This window comes from Herbaspirillum rubrisubalbicans (assembly GCF_003719195.1).
Taxonomy (GTDB): domain Bacteria; phylum Pseudomonadota; class Gammaproteobacteria; order Burkholderiales; family Burkholderiaceae_D; genus Herbaspirillum; species Herbaspirillum rubrisubalbicans.
Window position 1 is genome coordinate 1,196,690 of the sequence record NZ_CP024996.1, and the last position, 20,315, is coordinate 1,217,004.

13 protein-coding genes and 1 other annotated feature are annotated in these 20,315 nt (G+C 59.9%); of the genes, 9 read left to right on the forward strand and 4 right to left on the reverse strand.

Annotated elements, in window-relative coordinates; all coding sequences use genetic code 11:
• Window positions 1–27: 27 nt before the first annotated feature.
• Together RC54_RS05445 and RC54_RS05450 are read right to left on the reverse strand one after the other, a co-directional pair.
• Complete coding sequence (locus tag RC54_RS05445) at window positions 28–414, reverse strand: DUF423 domain-containing protein (RefSeq protein WP_061790580.1); 387 nt, start codon at window positions 412–414, stop codon at window positions 28–30.
• 55 nt (window positions 415–469) lie between these two features.
• Window positions 470–928 (reverse strand): hypothetical protein, encoded by a 459-nt coding sequence (locus tag RC54_RS05450; RefSeq protein ID WP_058894521.1) that lies wholly within the window; start codon window positions 926–928, stop codon window positions 470–472.
• Window positions 929–1,131: 203 nt separating this feature from the next.
• Here RC54_RS05450 and RC54_RS05455 point away from each other — a divergent pair, with 203 nt between their 5' ends.
• The gene (locus RC54_RS05455) at window positions 1,132–2,028 is read left to right on the forward strand and encodes an alpha/beta hydrolase family protein (protein WP_231738977.1); all 897 of its coding nucleotides are present in this window, start codon (window positions 1,132–1,134) and stop codon (window positions 2,026–2,028) included.
• A gap of 7 nt (window positions 2,029–2,035) precedes the next feature.
• Here the strand turns inward: RC54_RS05455 and RC54_RS05460 are convergent, their stop codons facing one another.
• Window positions 2,036–3,901 carry an FUSC family protein gene (locus tag RC54_RS05460; protein ID WP_061790581.1) on the reverse strand — a complete coding sequence of 622 codons (1,866 nt, stop codon included), beginning with the start codon at window positions 3,899–3,901 and terminating at the stop codon, window positions 2,036–2,038.
• 133 nt (window positions 3,902–4,034) lie between these two features.
• On the opposite strand from RC54_RS05460, the gene RC54_RS05465 reads away from it, so the two are divergent.
• The 8 genes from RC54_RS05465 (at window position 4,035) to RC54_RS05500 (ending at window position 17,784) form a co-directional block, all read left to right on the forward strand.
• Window positions 4,035–4,772, forward strand: a complete 738-nt coding sequence (locus tag RC54_RS05465) for an FCD domain-containing protein (protein ID WP_061790586.1) — start codon at window positions 4,035–4,037, stop codon at window positions 4,770–4,772.
• Between the two features lie 29 nt (window positions 4,773–4,801).
• On the forward strand, window positions 4,802–5,953 hold the full coding sequence (gene lldD / locus RC54_RS05470; RefSeq protein ID WP_061790582.1) for an FMN-dependent L-lactate dehydrogenase LldD: 1,152 nt from the start codon (window positions 4,802–4,804) through the stop codon (window positions 5,951–5,953).
• Window positions 5,954–6,263: 310 nt separating this feature from the next.
• Complete coding sequence (locus RC54_RS05475; protein ID WP_231738980.1) at window positions 6,264–7,109, forward strand: phage tail protein; 846 nt, start codon at window positions 6,264–6,266, stop codon at window positions 7,107–7,109.
• 196 nt (window positions 7,110–7,305) lie between these two features.
• Complete coding sequence (locus RC54_RS05480; RefSeq protein WP_244216446.1) at window positions 7,306–8,187, forward strand: tetratricopeptide repeat protein; 882 nt, start codon at window positions 7,306–7,308, stop codon at window positions 8,185–8,187.
• 85 nt (window positions 8,188–8,272) lie between these two features.
• A complete protein-coding gene (locus RC54_RS05485; RefSeq protein WP_244216447.1) occupies window positions 8,273–13,162 on the forward strand; it encodes a YDG domain-containing protein in 4,890 nt (1,629 codons plus the stop codon).
• A gap of 15 nt (window positions 13,163–13,177) precedes the next feature.
• Entirely contained in the window at window positions 13,178–14,869 is a 1,692-nt protein-coding gene (locus RC54_RS05490) for a ShlB/FhaC/HecB family hemolysin secretion/activation protein (RefSeq protein WP_244216448.1), read from the forward strand.
• Between the two features lie 211 nt (window positions 14,870–15,080).
• Window positions 15,081–16,315, forward strand: a protein-coding gene (locus RC54_RS05495) for an IS3 family transposase (protein WP_123020402.1) whose coding sequence is annotated in 2 segments (ribosomal slippage) — window positions 15,081–15,441 and window positions 15,441–16,315 — 1,236 coding nt in all. Because the reading frame shifts where the segments join, the coding sequence is not laid out codon by codon here.
• 237 nt (window positions 16,316–16,552) lie between these two features.
• A protein-coding gene (locus RC54_RS05500) for an IS3 family transposase (RefSeq protein WP_373281464.1) occupies window positions 16,553–17,784 on the forward strand; the annotation gives its coding sequence in 2 pieces (ribosomal slippage) (window positions 16,553–16,835 and window positions 16,835–17,784; 1,233 coding nt in all).
• Window positions 16,834–16,950, forward strand: a sequence feature (AL1L pseudoknot). Its footprint overlaps the gene before it by 117 nt.
• Window positions 17,785–18,264: 480 nt before the next feature.
• Here RC54_RS05500 and RC54_RS05505 read toward each other — a convergent pair.
• Window positions 18,265–20,238, reverse strand: a complete 1,974-nt coding sequence (locus tag RC54_RS05505) for an AAA family ATPase (RefSeq protein ID WP_061790215.1) — start codon at window positions 20,236–20,238, stop codon at window positions 18,265–18,267.
• Window positions 20,239–20,315: the final 77 nt, after the last annotated feature.

Below are 20,315 nucleotides of genomic sequence, written 5' to 3' on the forward strand. Positions count from 1 at the left end.
GCCAGCGTTTAAGCGGGCTTAATGCTGCTATAGAGCGGCTGGTCGGTTTTGCAGCGCCGCCCAGGCCACCAGCAGCCAGGCCGCCAGGAAGGCCACGCCTCCCAACGGCGTGATCGCGCCCAGGATACGGGTGCCAGTCAGCGCCAGCAGGTACAGGCTGCCACTGAAGATGACAATGCCCGCCAGCATGAGCGCGCCGGCCCAGCGCAGGGCGGCGCCGTTCATGCGCGGCATCAGCAGGGCGATGGCGATCATGCCCAGCGCGTGCATGACCTGGTAGGTCACGGCGGTGTGCCAGATGGCCAGCATCTCTTCGGAAATCATCTTCTTCAGACCATGGGCGCCGAAGGCGCCGCAGCCTACGGCCATGAACATGTTCAGGGCGCCGGCGGCGATCAGGGTGCGTTCTTTCATGGGGTCACTCCAGGATGGGAGACAGGCAGAGGCGGTCGTGGGGGCGGTGATGACTTCAATACGCGCGCTGCGACTTGCCCAGCCGGTATTCGTGGCGTAGCACGAACTGCGAAGTGGCGATCAATCCCGACAGCCCCAGGATCAATTGCGTGAGCGTATCGGGCGGCAGCACCCACACGCTCCCTGCGGGCGCGGCCACGTTGGCAGCGGCGCTGATGACTGGGGCCGCCCACGCGGCTTCTTCGCTCACGTCCAGCAGGATCTGGCCTTCCGGCGTGGTGTGCAGGTAGATCTGGCCGCCCAGTTCCAGCGTGAAGCAGATGCCCTGGCCGGCGTTGACGGTGTTCATCTTGTGGCGGAATACCACGGCTTGCAGTTCGCGGTTGTAGGTGTCGATCCAGGTTTCCACTTCCTGCACGTTCTGCAGCACGATCCAGGCACGTGGAGCAGGGATGGTCTCGGCGCCGGCTACGGCATCATGGGGGAAGATCGGTTCGGGGGCTTGCTCGGACATGGTCGATACGGGGCCGGCATGGGCGACCGGCGCCTGATGAAGGCAGGGTAAAGGCAGCAGTATATCGGATCGCAGCGCCTGCTCCGGTGAAGCTGTCGCATGGCCGCCATGCCGGGCGGCAAATTGCTTGCTTCAAGCTCGACAATGGCGGTAGCGTGTTGGTCCCGACGTTGACCATCATCGTTTCCAACATCATTCATCTCATGCGATTCTCACTTCCCTCCTTGCGCACCGGTCTGTCGCTGGTGCTGGCGCTGTGCTTGCCCGCTTCTGCCGTGCTGGCCCAGTCACTGGCCACGGATATCAATGAATCCGTCAGTTCCATCGACGTCACCGTCAAGGATATGTACGGCAAGCAAGAAAGCGCCAAGGTCGTCATCACGCAATTCAAGCCGGCCGGGCCGGGGCCGTTCCCGGTGCTCATTCTCAGTCATGGTCGCAGCCCTACCAATCGCAGCGAGCCACCGCGTTTTCGTTACACCAAGCAGGTGCGTTATTTCGTCGAGCGCGGCTTTGCGGTGTTCGAGCCGACCCGTATCGGCTATGGCGCCGCCATGACGCAGTTCGATCCTGAAGACAGCGGTAGTTGCAGCAGCAAGGATTACGCCCCCATGGCCACGGCCGGCAGCACGGAAATCCTGGCCGTGCTGGACTATGCCAGGCAGCAGCCCTACGTCGATGCCAAGCGTGTCCTGCTGGTGGGCCAATCGGTCGGCGGTTACCTGACCGTGGCCACCACCGCACGCAATCCTGCGGGCCTGGTGGGGGCGATCAATTTTGCCGGTGGCTCGGGTGGCGACCCGGAAAAGCGTCCCGGCAATCCCTGCGCCCCGGAGCGCCTGGAACAGATGTATGCCCAGTTCGGCCAGCAGGCCAAGGCACCCATGCTGTGGATCTACACCGAGAACGATCTGTACTTCAGCCCGACCCATAGCAAGGCCTGGTATGACGCTTTCGTCAAGGCCGGAGGCACGGCCCAATATCGTCTGTTGCCGCCCTTCGCCAAGAATGGTCATACGCTCTTTGCGGCCGGCACCGAGATCTGGGAACCCATCGTCGGCGAGTTCCTTGACAAGCTGGGGTTTGTTTCGCCGCGCTAAGGCCGGTTCAGCAGGCTTGCGGATGCGCCTGCTGCCGGTGCCATTCCACCGAGGCGCGTCCGGCCAGTTCGCGTAGTTCGCGCAGCGAGGCCATCTCGCTGTCGGTCAGGCCGTCGCGACGGCGGCGCAGTCCGCCCAGGTCGTGCAGGGCGGTTTCGGCATCGATGCTGGCCAGGCCGGCCTGGCGTTGCAGGCGCCGCAGTGCTGCTGGCGCTTGGTGGGTCACCACCGCCTCCAGGTAGGCGCGATTGGCCTTGAGCCCATCGGCAATGCGTTGACGCGGCGAGGCGCCCAGGTCGGGCCACAGGGCCAGCGCCGCGAGAAGGGCGGCGGCACTGCCGATGAGGTTGTCCAGCGCGCGCGCCGAGGCGATGCCTACGCCCGGCTGCAGCATTTCGGTCACGCAGATGAAGAGCATGGTCAGGAACACCACGAAGACCGTGTAGTTCACCAGCCGCAGCGCAATGGCCAGGCCGGCCAGCAGCACCGCGATCATGGGCAGTACCGGCTCCAGCCCTTGGGTCAATTGCAATAGCGTCAGCGCCAGCGCACCGCCCAGCAGGCTGCCCAGGATGCGCTCGACGCAGCGGGTCCAGGTCTGGCGCGCCGCTCCTTGCAACACCACCACCACGGCCATGGTGGCCCAATAGGGGTAGCCCAGGTGGAAGGCTTCGGCCGCATAGAACACAGCTGCCACGCCCGCCGCCTGTCGGCCTCCCTGTTGCAGGCTCTTGAGCAGGCGCACGCTCCAGGCTTGCGGCGGAACGTTGTCTGCGGTTTCTGCGCTGGCGATGGCCGCTTCGCGGATGGCCCAGTCTGGATCCGACAGCAGCAGGGTATCGGCCTGCAGCAGCGACCATTGGCAGCCGGCCATCACCGGGTCGCAGAGCGGCGCGGGAGGGCGCAGGGGCAAGCGGTGTCGGTGATCCGCACCCGTTGCATCGCCTTTGGCGTGCGCCAGGCGTCGATGGGCGCGCAGCAGCACCACACAGGCCAGTCGCGCGGCACGACGTCGTTGGCGAGGTGTGGCCAGTTGCTGGATGGCGGCGTGCTCCAGTGCGATGAGGGCGCTGAAGATCATTTCGCAGGATTCCAGCAGGCGCGCCGATGGCGCCGCGCCCGAGCCGGAGCCGTCGGCGTGGCGTTGTAGCATGGCGCGCAGGCGCTCCAGCGCCAGCCGCACGGCGCGGCGGTGCTCACCATGTTCGGGGTGCCAGTTCTGCTCGCGGTGCTGTCCTTCCGGTGCGGCCAGCAGGGCGCTGCCCATGTCGACCATGCGCAGCAGGGCCGCACTGGCCGCCTGGCGCAGGGCCGCGCTTTCATCGATGCGCCAGGCCAGGTTGATCAATATCCAGGCCCAGGCCGCCCCAGCCAGAAACGAGGCCGCCTGCAGCGCCGCCAGCGCCGGCCCATGGGGGAAACCCGCCGCCACCACGGCTACCACCGCCAGCAGCGTACCCAGCAGGGCAGCGTAGGGGATCAGGCCGGTCAGGGTGACGGTCGCCCATACCATCAGCGGCGCCGTGAGCAGCGCCGCATGGGGTGTCCAGGAAGAGGTCCACGAACCGACGAAGGCCACGACCGTACCGGCCAGCGCAAAGCCGGCCAGCAACTGACGGCGCTGGCGATGCGGGCCCGGTGCATCGCACAGGCAGGTCCAGAACGCCGAGAACACCGCCCAGGCCAGCCAGCGCTGGCCGCTCAACATGGCGGCGGCCAAGGGCAGTGCGATGGCGACCCCGGCGCGCAAACCTTCGGCGGCGCTGAATTGTTCCTGCAACAAGGGGAAGGAGCGCAATTCCAGGCGCCGGGCAATGCGTCGCGCATCGGCGGCCAGGCGGCTTTGCATCGAGGGGGAAATCAACTTGCTCATGGCTGGGGAAAAATAAGTGGTAGGACCACTTTTCGAATGATTTGAGATGCCTAAGGTATGAATACTACAATCGACTGCAATTTCTTCCTAAGAAGCTGAAAAAGTGGTCCGACCACATATCCGTGAGCCGATGATGAATGCTAACTCCCTGACCGATCGCCTGGCCCATTTCATTGCAGAGCGTGCCTTGCCACCAGGACGCAAGCTTCCCTCTGAGCGCACGCTGGCCGCCGAGTTCGGGGTATCGCGCTCCTCCTTGCGGGAGGCGATCCGGGTACTGAGCAGCCAGGGGCTGCTGGTGGCGCGCCATGGTGGCGGTACCTTCGTGGCCGGCCAAGACAGTGCCGCGCTGACCGACCCCATCGCCGAGGCCTTGCTGCCGCTGGCACCATTGGCGCGCAGCGATGCCGGCTATTGGAAGGACGTGGCCGAGATCCGTTCTTCGCTGGAAGGCGATGCCGCCTATTTCGCCGCCCTGCGCGCCAATGAGCAGGACCGGCGGCGCCTGCGGCAAGCCTATCTGGAGGTCTCCACGGCGCCGCTGGATGACCTGGCGGCCCAGGCCCGTACCGATGCCGCGTTCCACCTCGCCATTGCCCAGGCGTCGCGCAATGTCGTGTTGCGCCAGGTGATGTCGGGCCTGTTGCGGCTGCTGGAAATCAGCATCGCCGACACCTTGCGCCAGCTCTATTGCCTGCCCGATATCGTCGCTGCTCTCGACCGCCAGCATCGCCAGATCCTGGACGCCATCCTGGACGGGCGGGCCGAGGATGCCCGCAGCCATGCCAATGCCCATCTCGAATTCGTCCAGCGCCGCTTGCTGGACCTTGAAGAAGCCCCCGCCCGTGCGCGTCGCGCTGCATCGGTATAACCCTCTCTTTCCACAAGGACCTTCATATCATGATCATTTCTTCTACGCTCGATTACCGCGAAGCCGCACGCCGCCGCCTGCCGCGTTTCCTGTTCGATTACATCGATGGAGGCGCCTATGCCGAGGACACGCTGGCGCGCAATTCGCACGATCTGCGGCAGTTGGCCTTGCGCCAGCGGGTGTTGAAGGAAGTTGGCCAGGTCGATCTGACCACGACGCTGCTGGGACAATCGCTGGCCATGCCCATTGCGCTCTCGCCGGTCGGCCTGACCGGCATGTATGCCCGTCGCGGTGAAGTGCAGGCGGCGCGGGCGGCGACCAAGGCCGGCATTCCTTTTACCTTGTCCACGGTGTCGGTGTGCTCCATCGAAGAGGTGCAGGGCGCGGTGGAGCAGCCGATCTGGTTCCAGCTCTATGTGCTCAAGGATCGCGGCTTCATGAAGAACGTGCTTGATCGCGCCTGGGCGGCCGGTGTGCGTAACCTGGTGTTTACGGTGGACATGCCGGTACCCGGCGCGCGCTATCGTGATCGTCATTCCGGCATGTCCGGTCCCAATGCCGCAATGCGCCGCTACCTGCAAGCCGTGACCCATCCGCGCTGGGCGTTGGACGTGGGCCTGCTGGGTCGTCCGCATGACCTGGGCAACGTCTCGGCCTACCTGAACAAGAAGACCGGGCTGGAGGATTACGTGGGCTGGCTGGGCGCCAACTTCGACCCCAGTATTGGCTGGCACGACCTGCAGTGGATTCGCGACGCCTGGAAGGGCAACATGATTCTCAAGGGCATCCTGGACCCGGTCGATGCGCGCCAGGCCGTCAGCTTCGGAGCCAATGGCATCGTGGTCTCCAATCACGGTGGCCGGCAACTCGATGGCGTGCTCTCGACCGCCCGTGCCTTGCCCGAGATCGCCAGCGCCGTCAAGGGCGAACTGGCCATCCTGGTGGACTCGGGCGTGCGCTCGGGATTGGATGTGGTGCGCATGTTGGCGCTGGGTGCCGACACGGTGATGCTGGGTCGTGCATTCATCTATGCATTGGCCGCCGAAGGACAGGCCGGGGTGGAAAACCTGTTGAGCTTGTTTGCCAAGGAAATGCAGGTGGCCATGACCTTGACGGGGGCGCACAAGATTGCCGATATCAATGAGGATAGTCTGGTACGGGCTACGGCAGAGCTGCGTTAAAGCCGCGTTAAAGCTGTGTTAAAGCTGTGTTAAAGCTACGTTAATGCCTGGCGTGTCGGACATTCAAGCCGTCCGACACGATCGATTGCTTGCCCCGACCGTGATGAATGTAGCGTCGTTCTGACGACATCCGAGGACGCGTTCCACCTTGTCCGAAAAACATGCGTGGATGATTTGTGTCAAACGGCGAGTGAGATTTCTTGCCTTTACTAAAAATTACCTTCAGAATTGATTCGGGAGTTTAAGTCTACAAAGAAAAATAGCAAAAGACCACTTCCTCTTTCCATTGATAACTATACGGGGGTATGGGGTGAAATCGATCTATCGCAAATGGTCCACCATTGGACTGATGGCTGCCACAGCAGTGTGCTGGAGTGCCAGCAGCCATGCTTGTTCTGATACGCCGGTCCTGGCCAGCGTGTGCATCATGGCCACGCCGGCCACCTTTGGCAGCTTCAACAATACCTATGTTCCTGCTACGGGACAGCTGCTTTCGATCAATCAGTACACTGCCTTGTATTCGCTCATCGGCGTTACCTACGGTGGTGATGCACGTACCAATTTCAATCTGCCTGACCTGCGTGGTCGCGTGATCATCGGGGCCAATACCGACGGCACTTATCCTGCCGGCAAAAAGGGTGGGCAGGCCAGCATGAATCTGACGATGGCCCAACTGCCACCGCATTACTTCATCGTTCCCGCGCTTACGGTCAATCTTTCCCATATCACGGCCACTACCACCCTCAGCAGCCTGTCGGCGACGGCCGACCTGGCCGGCATCACCGTCTCCGGTCCACCCACCGGTCTGGTGATCAAGACCGTCTCCGGCAGCGGCGGCCAAGGCACGCCATCCGGGAACTACCTGGGCAAGCCTCCTGCCGCCACAGCGAACCTGTACGCCAACGGTACGCCTGACAGCAACCTCAACAACAATGCCCTTGGTGGCACGATGACGCTCACGGTAGCTGCCGGCAGCACCGCACCGGTCACTGTGACCGGCAACGCCAATACCACCATTGGTGGCAGCAGTGTCACGAATCCGGCCACGACCAATACGCTGGGTTCTGGCGCCGTCATTGACTTGCTGCCGCCTTATCTGCCAATGACTTATTACATTGCTGCGAACAACGGCATCTATCCGTCGCGTGACAATTAAGTAATCAATAAGCAACTTACATCAATTCTTGAAGTTCACGCTGTTGTTGTTGGTATGAGCAGTGCGCAGCCTGGGCTGCCCACTGCTCATCGATTGAGGAAATTTCATCGTGCATTTCTTTCGCGCCCTTGCGTGGCTTGTCGCACTGGGTTGCTCTTGCCACGCGTGGTCTGCCACGCGTGATCTGGGCCAAGCCTTGGTCGGTGCCGATCAGGCCTTGGCCGCCAAGGACTACGCTTCTGCCCATGCGCTCTATAGCCGCGCTGCTGCGGATAATCCCCTGGCGCAGTTCAACCTTGGCTTGTTCGAACGCGAAGGCTGGGGGCGCCCATCGGACCCGGTCGCCGCCTGCCGCTGGTTCGAGAAGGCTGCACAGGCCAATATTCCGGCCGCACAGCAATTCCTGGGAGACTGCTACGCAGGTGGCGTTGGTCGCGCCGCCGATGGCGCAGCGGCTATCCGCTGGTACGTCAAGGCGGCCCAATCCGGCATCGCCTATGCCTGGTGTTCGGCTGGAGAGATCTACATCGAGGGACGTCTGCTGCCGCGCAACCTTGAGCAAGGCCTCGCGCTGTGTGTGCGGGCGGCGCAAGCCGATTCGTCGCCGGCCATGTTGCGGCTGGGCGATTACTTCCGCGAGGGCAGGCAGGTGCCACAAGATCTGGAGCGCGCTCGTTACTGGTATCAGCAAGCAGCTGAACGCCACAACCTGGCGGCGCAGTTTCACCTGGGCCTTATGTTGAGTCAGGGGGAGGGGGGACAAGCTGATCCGCGCCTGGCCTTGTTCTGGCTGGAACGGGCAGCCTCCGAAGGTTATGCGCCGGCTTATCTGCCGGTGGCCGTCCTGTATGCCAACGCTGCGCCCGATCCTGCCACCGGCGCCTTGAGCGCCGACCAGTTGGCTCGGATCTACATGTGGAACAGCGCTGCCAAGGCTACCACCAAGGATGCGGACCAGCAGGCCCAGATCGAGCGTATCGCGCAACTGGTGCTGGCGGTGATGCCGCCGGCCTGGCGTCCCGAACTGGATCGTCGGGTGGCCGAGCATCTGGCCACATTCAATATCAATAGACCGTAGTCACCGCGTCATCAGCGCTTGGTCGCCACTCGACGATCCGGCGCAACGCGGCCATCAGGGGGAACACATCATGCGCCATGCGTCCATGAACAGAATCTATCGCTTGGTCTGGAGCCACGTGCAACAGGCCTGGGTCATCGTCTCGGAACGCACGCGTGGGCAGGGCAAGAAAGTGTCGCGAAGACTGGCTGCCGCCGCTGCCTTGTCGGTGGCAAGCGCACTGGCCATGGCCGGTCCCAGTGGAGGGGCGGTCACGGCCGGCAGCGGCAGCATCAGTCAGTCCGGCAATACCACCACCATCACGCAAGGCAGCCAGAACCTGTCGGTGAACTGGCAATCATTCAACACCACCAGCGCTGAGAAGGTCAATTTCGTCCAGCCCTCGACCAGTGCGATTGCGGTCAACCGGATCCAGGACGTCAATGCCACCCAGTTCATGGGGCAGTTGAATGCCAATGGCCAGGTCTATCTGATCAATCCCAACGGCATCCTCTTCGGTGCCGGCGCACAGGTCAACGTCGGTGGCCTGGTGGCCTCGACCCTGGACATCAACGATGCCGCGCTGGGCAGCAGTACGCGCAATTTCAGCGGCATGGGCAGCGGCAGTATCGTCAACCAGGGCAGCATCAACAGCGCCAATGGCGGCTACGTGGCCTTCCTCGGCAAGCAGGTTGCCAACCAGGGCAGCATCACCACCACCGCCGGTACCACCGCCCTGGCTGCCGGCAGCGACGTGACGCTCTCCTTTGCCGGCAATAGCCTGGTGAGCTTGCGCGTGAACCAGAGCACGCTCGATAGCCTGTCGGGCAACGGTGGTCTGATCCAGGCCGATGGCGGTACCGTATTGTTGTCGGCAGGGGCTCGCGATACGGTGCTGGCCAGCGTGGTTAACAACACCGGTATCATCCAGGCGCGCAGCGTGCAGAACGTCAATGGCACCATTGTCTTGGAAGCCGGCAGCCATGGCACCGCCACCAACAGCGGCACCCTGGACGCCTCCGGCCGGAACGCCGGTGAAACCGGCGGAACGGTCAAGCTGCTGGGTGGCACCGTGGCCCAGACTAGCGGCGGCAGGATCGACGTGGCCGGTGATGCCGGCGGCGGCACGGCCTATGTGGGTGGTAACTTCCTGGGCGCCGGTCCCGAACAGAACGCCACCACCACCACGGTGGAGGCCGGAAGCAGCATCGATGCCAGCGCCGTCAACAGCGGCAACGGTGGCCGTGTGGCCCTGTGGTCCGATGGCACGACCCGTTTTGACGGCAGCATCACGGCGCGTGGTGGGGCTGCGTCCGGCAATGGCGGGGCAGTGGAAACCTCGGGGTTGAAACTGAAGATCGGCTCCACCGCCTCGGTCAATACCCTGGCGCCGCGCGGCAGTGCCGGCAACTGGTTGCTCGATCCTGCCGACATCAAGATCGGCTCCATCGCCTTCTGGGGCAGCAACTACGGTATCGACGTCGATTCGGCCGTGCTCACTGCCGCACTCAACAATGGCAACGTGACCATCAAGACTTCCCGCAGCGGCCCCTCCTGCGGCGTCGCCTGCGGCAGTGGTAGTGGCAGCAGTGGCGACATCCTCGTGCTGGACCCGATCGGTGTCGCAGTCGCTTCCTACGACGCCAATCACACGGCCACTTACGTCAACTGGGATTCGAATAGCTATACCCTCACGCTGAGTGCCTACAACAACGTGCGCTTCGTGTTTACCCCGAACTACGTTTCGGTCGGCGCGGGCACTAGCCAGTCTAGCGGCGGGGCTGTCGATATGTCCTTGGGCCATGGCACCAAGACCATTCTGCAGGCAGACAATAGTGCCAAGGGATCAGGCACCGTCGTCTTCGATGATAACAACGGCTGGACTTATATCGGCCTGGGCGATGCAGCCACGACCGCGAAGATTTATTACACCCCGACTTCCTACAGCGCGCCGCAAGACTTTACGCCCTACCTGATCGGCTACAACCAGCTCACACAATTGACCAGCTACATGGCCGTGAATGTTGCGGCCAGCATCGCCAGCAAGACCTATGACGGCACTCTGGGCGCCACCATCAGTTCAGTGAGTACGGTCGCGTCCCTGCCTGGCGGTATGTCGCCGCTGTCCACTAGTGGTGCGACGGCCAGCTTTGCCGACAAGAATGCCGGCAGCAACAAGGATGTGCTGCTCAGTGGCGTGACCTTCAGCAACGGCAGTGACACCATCAACGTGGGTGGCGAGAACTACTATCTCAACGGCCTTAGTACCCAGCTTGGCACCATCACGCCCAAGAGCGTGGACGTGACGGGTCTGAGCGTGGTGAGCAAGACCTATGACGGCACCACCGCAGCCACCCTCAGCGGCACTGCCGGCTTCAGTGGCCTCATCGGTGGTGATAGCTTGAGCTTGAACCTGAGTTCGGCCACAGCCAACTTTGCCGATGCCAACGCCGGCACCAAGGCCGTCACACTGGGCAGCTATACCCTGGGTGGCAGCAGCAGTGCCAACTATGTGCTCAACCAGCCCTCGCTAACCGGCACCATCAACAAGGCCAACCTGAGCCTGTCGGGCAGCAAGACCTATGACGGCACCACCGACATCGACGGTAGCCAATTGACCGCCACCGGCGTGCATGGTGAAACCTTCACCGTGGCCGGCAGCGGCAGCAGCGGCAACCTGGCCAGCAAGAACGTGCAGAGTGGCGCAGCCCTGGCCAGTGTCACGGGTCTGTCGCTGGGGAGCAGCAGCAACGGGGGACTGGCCAGCAACTACAACGCCCTGGGTACCAGCGGCAGCAGCATCAGCGTGACCGCCAAGGCGCTGACCATGAGCGGCGTGACTGCCTCCGACAAGGTCTATGACGGCTCGACGACGGCCACGCTCAACACCTCGGGCGTGGGTTTCTTCGGCATCATCGGTGGGGATGACGTGAGCCTGGGCGGCAGTGGCGTGGGCAGCTTCGCCAACAAGAACGTCGGCACCAACAAGGCCGTGACGGTCAGCGGCTATACGCTCTCCGGCGCCGATGCGGGCAATTACCTGATCAGCCAGCCCACGGGCCTGAGTGCCTCCATCACCAAGGCCGATCTCAGCGTGAGCGGAATCTCGGCCCAGGGCAAGACCTATGATGGCCAGACCACGGCCACCCTCTCCGGTACGGCCAGCGTCACGGCCATCGGCAGCGACGTGGTCTCCTTGGGCGGTACCGGCGTTGGTGTCTTCATCGACAAGAACGCGGGGGTGAACAAAGTTGTCAATGTCAGCGGCTATACCTTGAGCGGTAGCGACGCCGGCAACTACAACCTGGTCCAGCCCACCGGGGTGAGCGCCACCATCAGCAAGGCCAACCTCACCTTGTCGGGGCTGACGGCCAACAACAAGACCTACGACGGCACCATCGTCGCGGCGCTCAGCGGAACGGCCAGCGTGACCGCGCTCGGCAGCGACGTCGTCAGCGTAACGGGGACTGGCGCGGCCAGCTTCGCCGACAAGAACGTGGGCACCGGCAAGGGCGTCACCGTGAGCGGCTATACGCTCACCGGCACCGATGCCGGCAACTACAACCTGGTCTCGCCGGGTGGTCTGAGCGCCGACATCAGCAAGGCCAGCCTGACCGTGGGTGGCGTCAGTGCGCAGTCGCGCGCCTACGACGGCACCACCGTTGCTACCGTGGCCGGCACGGCCAGCGTCTCGGCCTTCGGTGCGGATGTGGTCTCGGTGGCTGGTACAGCCTCGGCCTCCTTCGCCGACAAGAATGTCGGGTCGAACAAGGCCGTCCTGGTCAGCGGCTATACGCTCACCGGCGCCGACGCCGGCAACTACGACGTGGTGCAGCCCAGTGGCCTGAACGCCACCATCAGCAAGGCCGACCTGGCCGTGGCGGGCCTGAGCGTGGCCAACAAGATCTATGACGGCACGACCACGGCCACCCTCACCGGCACCGGTTCGGTCACCGCCCTGGGCAGCGATGTCGTCACCTTGAGCGGCAGCGGCGCGGCTAGTTTTGCCAACAAGAATGTCGGCACCGGCAAGTCCATCGTGATCTCGGGTTATACCCTGGGTGGCACCGATGGTGGCAACTACAACCTGGTCGCTCCGTCCAACCTGACCGCCGACATCACGCCGCTGCAGATCACCGTGAGCGGCATCGTGGCCAACAACAAGACCTATGACGGTACCGTGGCAGCCACCGCTAACACCAGCGGCGTAAGCTTGGCGGGCAAGCTGGCCGGGGATGTCATCAACGTTGCTGCTACCGGCAGCTTCAGCGACAAGAACGTCGGCAGCAACAAGGCGGTTACGCTCAATAGCATCTATAGCGGGGCCGATGCCGGCAACTATACCTACATCGATCAGACCAGCTCGCAGGCCAGCATCACGCCGGCCAGCTTGAACGTGTCAGGCATCACCGCCGCCAACAAGGTCTTCGACGGCACCACGACCGCCACCATCAATACCGGCAGCGTCGTGCTGGGTGGTCTGATCGGCGGTGACAACGTTCGATTCTCTTCGTCCGGCGCATTCAGCGATGCAGCCATCGGACGGGGCAAGACAGTCAACCTGAGCAACAGTATCTCCGGGGCTGACAGCGGCAATTACACGCTCATCGGCCAGAGCACGGCACTGGCCGATATTACCGCTGCGGGTTCGGCCCAGACGCCGTCTGCGGTGGCAACCGCGCCCGCGGCGCCCACGCCCAGTGTCCAGGCCGTGACCGTGCGCAATGTTCTCACGCAGGTGCAGTCGACCGTCCTGCCGCCGCAAGCCAGCGCGCAACCGCAGTCGCTGAGTCTATCGTCCACGCTGGTGGTGCGCTCGCAACAGGGTGATGCAGCCCCCGCTACTGGCAACGAGAGTAGCAGCGGTAATGCCGGTGGCAGGGGCGGCAGCAGTCTGGTCAATACCAGTACCGGTTTTGGTACGCCGCCGCCCAGCCTGAACATCCAGAACGGTGGCATCCAGTTGCCGCCCGTGGCCATCAGTACACCCCAATAACCGATCATGATTCCCATGTCTTTGTTGTCATCTCGTTCGCCCCTGCTTCACCCGATCGCCGCCGCCCTGGTGCTGGCTGGCCTGGCCCCGCTGGCCAGCGCCCAGACGCCCCCCGACGCCGGTACCATCCTGCAGCAATTGCAACCTGCGCTGCCGGCGCCACCGGCCAGCAGCGCGCCTTCGCTCAAGCTGGAACCGCGCGCCGAGTCCGCCTTGCCGCAGTCCGCGCCCTTCGAGGTCAAGCGCTTGCAGATCACGGGCAATACCGTATTTGCCACCGAGTCCCTGCATGAGCTGGTCGCAGGCGAAGAAGGCAAGTCGCTCACGCTGGCGCAGGTCAATACACTGGCCGAGCGCATTACGCGTTACTACCACCAACAGGGTTATCCGCTGGCCCGCGCCATCATCCCGGCGCAGACCATTCGCGATGGCGTGGTGGTGATCCAGGTAGTGGAGGCGCGTTATGGCCAGGTGCGCCTCAACAACCAGAGTGTGGTCAGGGACAGCCTGCTGCAAGCCACTCTCGATGGGCTGCAAAGTGGTGCGGTGATCGAGGACGATGCGCTTAACCGCAGCTTGCTGCTGCTCTCGGACGTCCCCGGCGTGGCCGTGGCGGCCACGCTCCAACCCGGGGCCGCCGTGGGCAGTTCTGACGTCACCGTCAACACCACCACCAATCCGACCACGCTGGGCACTGTGGCACTGGACAACTACGGCAACCGCTATATCGACCGGGTCCGTGTGTCGGGCAACCTGAACGTGGTCAATCCGCTGCGTCATGGCGATCTGCTCAGCGCGACAGTACTGAGCACCGGCAGCGGCATGAACTATGGTCGTTTGTCCTATGACATTCTGGTCAATGGTCAGGGCACCCATATTGGTACCGCTTATTCCTATCTGCGCTACAAGCTGGGCAGTGAACTGTCGGCATTGGGCGCCAACGGCACGGCCAGCGTAGTCAGCCTGTGGGGCCGGCATCCGCTGTTGCGCAGTCGTGAGGCCAACGTCTATGCGCAACTGCAATTGGACGGCAAGCGCCTGCACGACCACGTTGACGCCAGTGCGCTGCGTACGGACCGTCATCTGCTGAACTGGGTGATGAGTCTCAATGGCGATATCCGCGACAACCTGCTGGCCGGTGGCATCAGCATCTGGAGCCTGGGCTGGACCAGCGGCCGGGTATTCTTCGATGATGCCGCCGCAGCCTCGGCTGATGCGGCAGCCGGGCAGACCCGAGGTGGCTTTGCCAAGTGGAATGCCAATTTCTCGCGCCTGCAGGGCATCTCACCGCGCGATGCGGTGTATCTCAACCTGGCGGCGCAATGGAGTGACCGCAACCTGGACTCAGCAGAGAAGATGACGGCAGGCGGCCCCTATACCGTGCGTGCCTACGATATCGGCGCCATGAGCGGTGACATTGGTTATGTCGGCACTATCGAATGGCGTCATGAACTGGGCAATGCCTGGTCGGGGCAATGGCAGGCGATTGCCTTTCTTGATAGCGCGTATGTGAAAGTCAACCAGCGCCAGTGGACTTCTGGTGAAAACAGCGGCAGCCTTTCGGGGGCTGGTGTTGGAATGAACTGGAGCGGACCGGATCAATGGCGGGCTTCGGTCTCGGTGGCTACGCGGGTGGGGGCGCGGCCTTCGATTGTGGCTAGTCAGCCTTCGGTGCGGGGGTGGGTGACATTGAGCAAGGCGTTTTGAAGGGGGGAACTTCGGATGCCGAGGTCATTACTGGCCGAGTATGATGATCAGGATGTGATGAGGTAGGTAACAAAAAGGGCTCCAGAGGACTAGAGCCCTTTGTATTTCTGATAGGCCGTGTGGGAGTCAAATCTGCGACCAACGGATTAAAAGTGGAATAGCCCCTTGAATCTCAGGACACGAAGACTCTCTTAAAATAGAGGACAGTCTTATGACCAGTTTTACGACTAGGCAAACCGTGGACCATATCGAGATTCTGACCGAGCCGGAGCGTCGCAGAAGACGCACGCCCCAAGAGAAAATAGCCATCGTCCAGGAGACCTTGGCTCCTGGAGCTTCCGTATCAGCCGTTGCCAGGCGACACGGGGTGAACGCGAACCAGGTGTTTGGTTGGCGCAAGCAGTACCAGGAAGGCAGTCTGACCGCCGTCAAGGCTGGCGAGACGGTAGTGCCGGCCTCGGAGCTGGCCGCGGCCATCAAGGAAATCAAAGAACTGCAGCGGCTGTTGGGCAAGAAGAGCATGGAGAACGAGATTCTGCGCGAGGCCGTCGAATGGGGCCGGTCAAAAAACCTGATTGCGCGCTCGCCCTTGCTGCCGGAGGACGACCAATGAAAGTGGTTTGTGACGTTCTCGGTGTGGCGCGCTCTGCAGTGGCAGTAAAACGAGCCCGGAGCCCGGAATGGCGAGATGGCCGCAGTGTTCGCAAAGTCGACGACAGCGGCTTGCTCGAAGAGATTGAACTGCATGTTGCGAGCTTGCCGAGCTATGGCTATCGCCGCATCTGGGCTTTGCTGCGACGTAGCCGGGAATCTCTGGGCCAGGCGTGCGTGAACCATAAGCGGGTCTATCGCGTCATGCGAGAGCACGAGTTGCTGCTGCGCCGCCCTGGTGTGAGACGTGACAATCGACGCCACGATGGTCGCGTAGCGGTCAAGCAAAGTAATGCGCGCTGGTGTTCGGACGGCTTCGAATTCCGTTGCGATGACGGGTCTGCATTGCGAGTGACGTTTGCGCTGGATTGTTGTGACCGTGAGGCCATCAGCTGGGCGGCCACTACCGGTGGGCATAGCGGGGATGTCGTGCGCGACGTGATGCTGGCTGCCGTAGAGCAGCGGTTTGGGAGCACGCAGACTCCAGAGGTGATTGAATGGCTCAGCGACAACGGCTCTGCCTACATCGACCATCGCACACGCAGCTTCGCGCGCGAGCTGGGACTGGAGCCCTTGACCACGCCCGTGCGCTCGCCACAGAGTAACGGCATGGCGGAGCGGTTCGTAAAAACGATGAAACATGATTACATCGCCTTCATGGACAAGCCCGATGTGCCCACGGCGCTCACACATCTGGCCTCTGCCTTCGAGCAATACAATGAGCACCATCCGCACAAGGCCCTGAAATACCGCTCGCCTCGCGAGTTCAGACGGGCTGCAGCATCACTAACTTAACGATGTCTGAGTGTCCTGAATTGCGGGGGCAACTACAAAAAGTAGGATCAACTCATTGATTTAATTGAGTATTGGTACGCCCCTCGCTCGTACAACCTCATCTAGTTGATGGGTTGAATATCACGTTTACGTGGATACGTTATTAGCCCAGCTTCACTTTGCTAAGGAAATTTAGCGGTTGACAATGTGAACCGCCCCGGATTTTGAGGAGGCTCTAACTCTTGAGAGAATAGAGCCATGAACAAGAAATCAAGCAAGTTTTCCCCTGAGGTACGAGAGCGTGCGGTGCGCTTGGTGCGTGAGCAGCGGGATGAGCATTCCTCCACGTGGTCTGCGGTCCAATCGATTGCGCCGATGATCGGCTGTACGCCTCAGACGCTGCTGGACTGGGTCAAACGCGCCGAGGTCGATAGCGGCGAGCGGGATGGCGTCAGCACGGCCGAGCGTGAGCGTATCAAGGCACTGGAGCGCGAGGTCAAGGAATTGCGCCGTGCTAACGAGATTCTCAAGACCGCGAGCGCTTTTTTCGCGCAGGCGGAGCTCGACCGCAAACTGAAGTCGTAAATACCTATATCGATCGCTATCGGGATATCCACGGGGTCGAGCCGATCTGCAAGGTATTGCAGGTTGCCCCGTCAGCATATCGGCGTTATGCAGCGAGGCAGCGCAATCCTCAATTGTGCTGTGCTCGTAGCAAGCGTGATGCGGTACTGCGAGTTGAAATCAGCCGGGTGTGGCACGCCAACATGCGTGTGTACGGTGCTGACAAGGTGTGGCGACAGCTGAATCGCGAGGGCGTATCTATCGCACGTTGTACGGTAGAGCGGTTGATGCGAAAGCAAGGGCTTCAGGGAGCCCGGCGTGGTAAGCAACTTCGCACCACGCGTTCTGATCCCAAGGCAGCCTGCCCGTTGGACCGGGTCAATCGTCAGTTCAAGGCTGATCGTCCCAACCAGCTTTGGGTGTCCGACTTTACCTACGTATCGACCTGGCAAGGCTGGCTGTATGTGGCCTTCGTCATCGACGTGTTTGCCCGTCGCATCGTTGGCTGGCGTGTCAGCAACAGTATGACGACGGACTTCGTGCTAGATGCGCTGGAGCAGGCGCTCTATGCTCGCCAGCCCGAAGGCAACGGCGGCTTGATCCATCATTCCGACAGGGGATCGCAATACGTCGGGATTCGCTACAGTGAACGCCTGGCCGAGGCGGGCATTGCGCCATCGGTCGGAAGCCGTGGCGACAGTTACGATAACGCCTTGGCCGAAACCATCAATGGCCTGTACAAAGCTGAATTAATTCATCGCCGTGCCCCTTGGAAAACCAGGGAATCCGTCGAACTGGCCACGCTCGAATGGGTGGCTTGGTTCAACCATCATCGACTGCTGGAATCCATCGGCTATATCCCTCCGGCAGAAGCTGAGGCAAACTACTACAGCCGGTTCGCCAGCAATACTGCAGTGTCGGCATAACTTAAACCAAATAGCCTCCGCGAAAGTCGGGGCGGTTCATTAAATTGTCCTCGTCTCTAGTTGAAACAAAACAGTATGGAAATAAATCGGATACAGGAATTGACGTTAAATAAAACCGATGATTATTTTGTACCATCGATAGGCAAGGATAGCTGGTTGATTTTGTTTTCTTTGTCGCCACGATCTAATGATCCTATTCGGGTGAGAATGCGGTTTAAAACTCAGGCAATATCTATAATATTTGTCCTAGTTGCGTTTTGCAAAAATATGACTCCTTATTCGCAGACAGTAGCTTCTGGTTTGGTCTAAGGCTAGCCAAAGAGCTGACACGGCCTTCGGTACGCGACTGGGAGACCCTGAGCAAGACGTTCTGGAGTATGAGGCGAAAATTTGATGTAGAACGTTGGCGAAAAAAGTCTAGTCTATTGACGCTGAAATTTTTAGACTAGAAAAATCTTTGATGTGTATTCATGTTCAGATTCATTTCTCTGCAACCTTTGCGATAAAGTTCTCCAATTCCCACAGATGTTCTGAACATTCCCATTTGAGATCCGTTTCTTTCAAGTTCGGAGCGTTGAGAGAGCAGCGCATCATCTCTACCTTGTTCGAATTTCCCCATAGAGAACGTCCTCTCGGTGACCGATCTTTATCGACTACGTTGTGGGCAATAAAATGACGTCCTAATTTTTCTTCGAACGAGTCATAGCGTTCGATCTGTATCTGATCTAGTTTCAACTGTGATTCGTAGTTGATATAAGATTTCCATACGGATTTTATTGCCGATATTGTTGCGAACTCTGGTAAGTAATTCTCAACTTCTCGCCCACGGGTCCAGTTAAACAAGCCAGCATTTTCCCTATCTGCATTCAACTGGTTGATCGCTTCAAGAATACGCACCGCTCCTTTTTTAAGAAAGCTCCGGGGATCTGCATTCTTTGGTTCTTCTTTAAGGTCTGAGTCGACGATAATAATCGGATGTCTACAGAGGCTCAAAAGATCAAAGGCGGACTTGAATTCTGCGGGGGCGTTCTGATTGCCACTCTCATCAGCAACTTCTAGATAGGCGATTAACGATCCGCCATACTGCATGAAAGTGTAGTGAAATCCTTCATGCAATCCGCGCTGCATCAATCTTGGAACGAGCCAATGGCGGTAAAAAAGCAGTTCGGTAGGTCCTTCGATCCAAATGACCACATTGGCTGTAAACAGTATTCGAGCAGGATTGACTCCCATTGCTTCGAGTGTCACAAAGGCGTCGCGACGATTAACAATTGCGTGAACACTCAAACCTACTTGGGTATGGTCCTCATAGCTATCTGCCTCACAGCGATATGCTTTCAGATTTGGATTCATTAGCATTGGTGTGAGTTCGGAAGCATGAGTGGCGAGAATAAATTGCCTCTTATCCTCTAACATCAACTCTAGGAGCCGCACTCGTCTAGTCGGATGCAAACCATTTTTCGGTTCATCCCAGAGGATGAGATAGTCTGATTCATTAGCATGAGTTCCTGCAAAGAATGCAACAGAAATTTGCGTCCCGGAGGACAGCTTCGTATAAGGGATGCCATTAACGGTCAGAGTATTCTTTCCATCCTCGTCTTCAAAGACGTCGACCTTTGCCTGGATAAATTTTCCCAGCGCACCACGTTTTTCTTCGAAAATTTTGAGTTCTCTATCTGACTTTTTTTTAAGTCGCATGAGATCGTCGATCATTTTTGGCACTAACTCTTCATAGAGTTTTTGTGTGTCGACATATTGCACGCGTGGCAATCCAATATGTGACAAGAAGTCCTCTGCTTCTGCTCGAGCGATACTTCGTTCTTGATCATCAAACTTGACATTAATCTGAGCTAATAATGCAATTTGAGACTCAATCTCACCGCGCTGATTCTCCATTGGATTTAATTCCTGTCGTAGACGCTCTCTCCGAAGGTTTTCCTCTTGATATGCAACTGGATTGTTCTGTAATTGTGGTGGGATCCGAGTAGCTAGCTCCTTTTTTATTGAGTCAAGCTTCTCCGAAATCTGAATCTTGGCTATTTTCAATTTATCCAATTCCATCTTGCAGGGTGTGGAGAGGAATGAGATGGATTTATCACCAATGGAAACTTTCTTGATCTCAAATCTGTCTTCGGCAAGGAAAAGTTCAAGGCCCAATAGCACTTCATCTTGCGATCTCGAAGCAAAGTAGCCTTCAAAATGCTTCAGATCTTTTGGTGCGCCGGAGAATTGCAGACAAGCAGAGGTAAAGCTGAACCAATCACTCTTTGATGTGATGTTATCGGCAAGCGAGTGACGATCGATTAATTCAAAGGTATGTTGCAGTACCTTAAGTATTGACGTTTTACCTGATCCATTCGGCCCGGTTAAACTGGTCATGGTGCCAAAGTCCGCTATCTCCAAGGTTTTGAATTTCGGCACGCCTTCGTATTTGCAGCTCACTAATTTCAACATTTTTCTTAAACTTCCCCGTAGTTGGATCTGCGTACTGGCACTTATCACCTCGTGATTATAGCGATGACAATACCGCT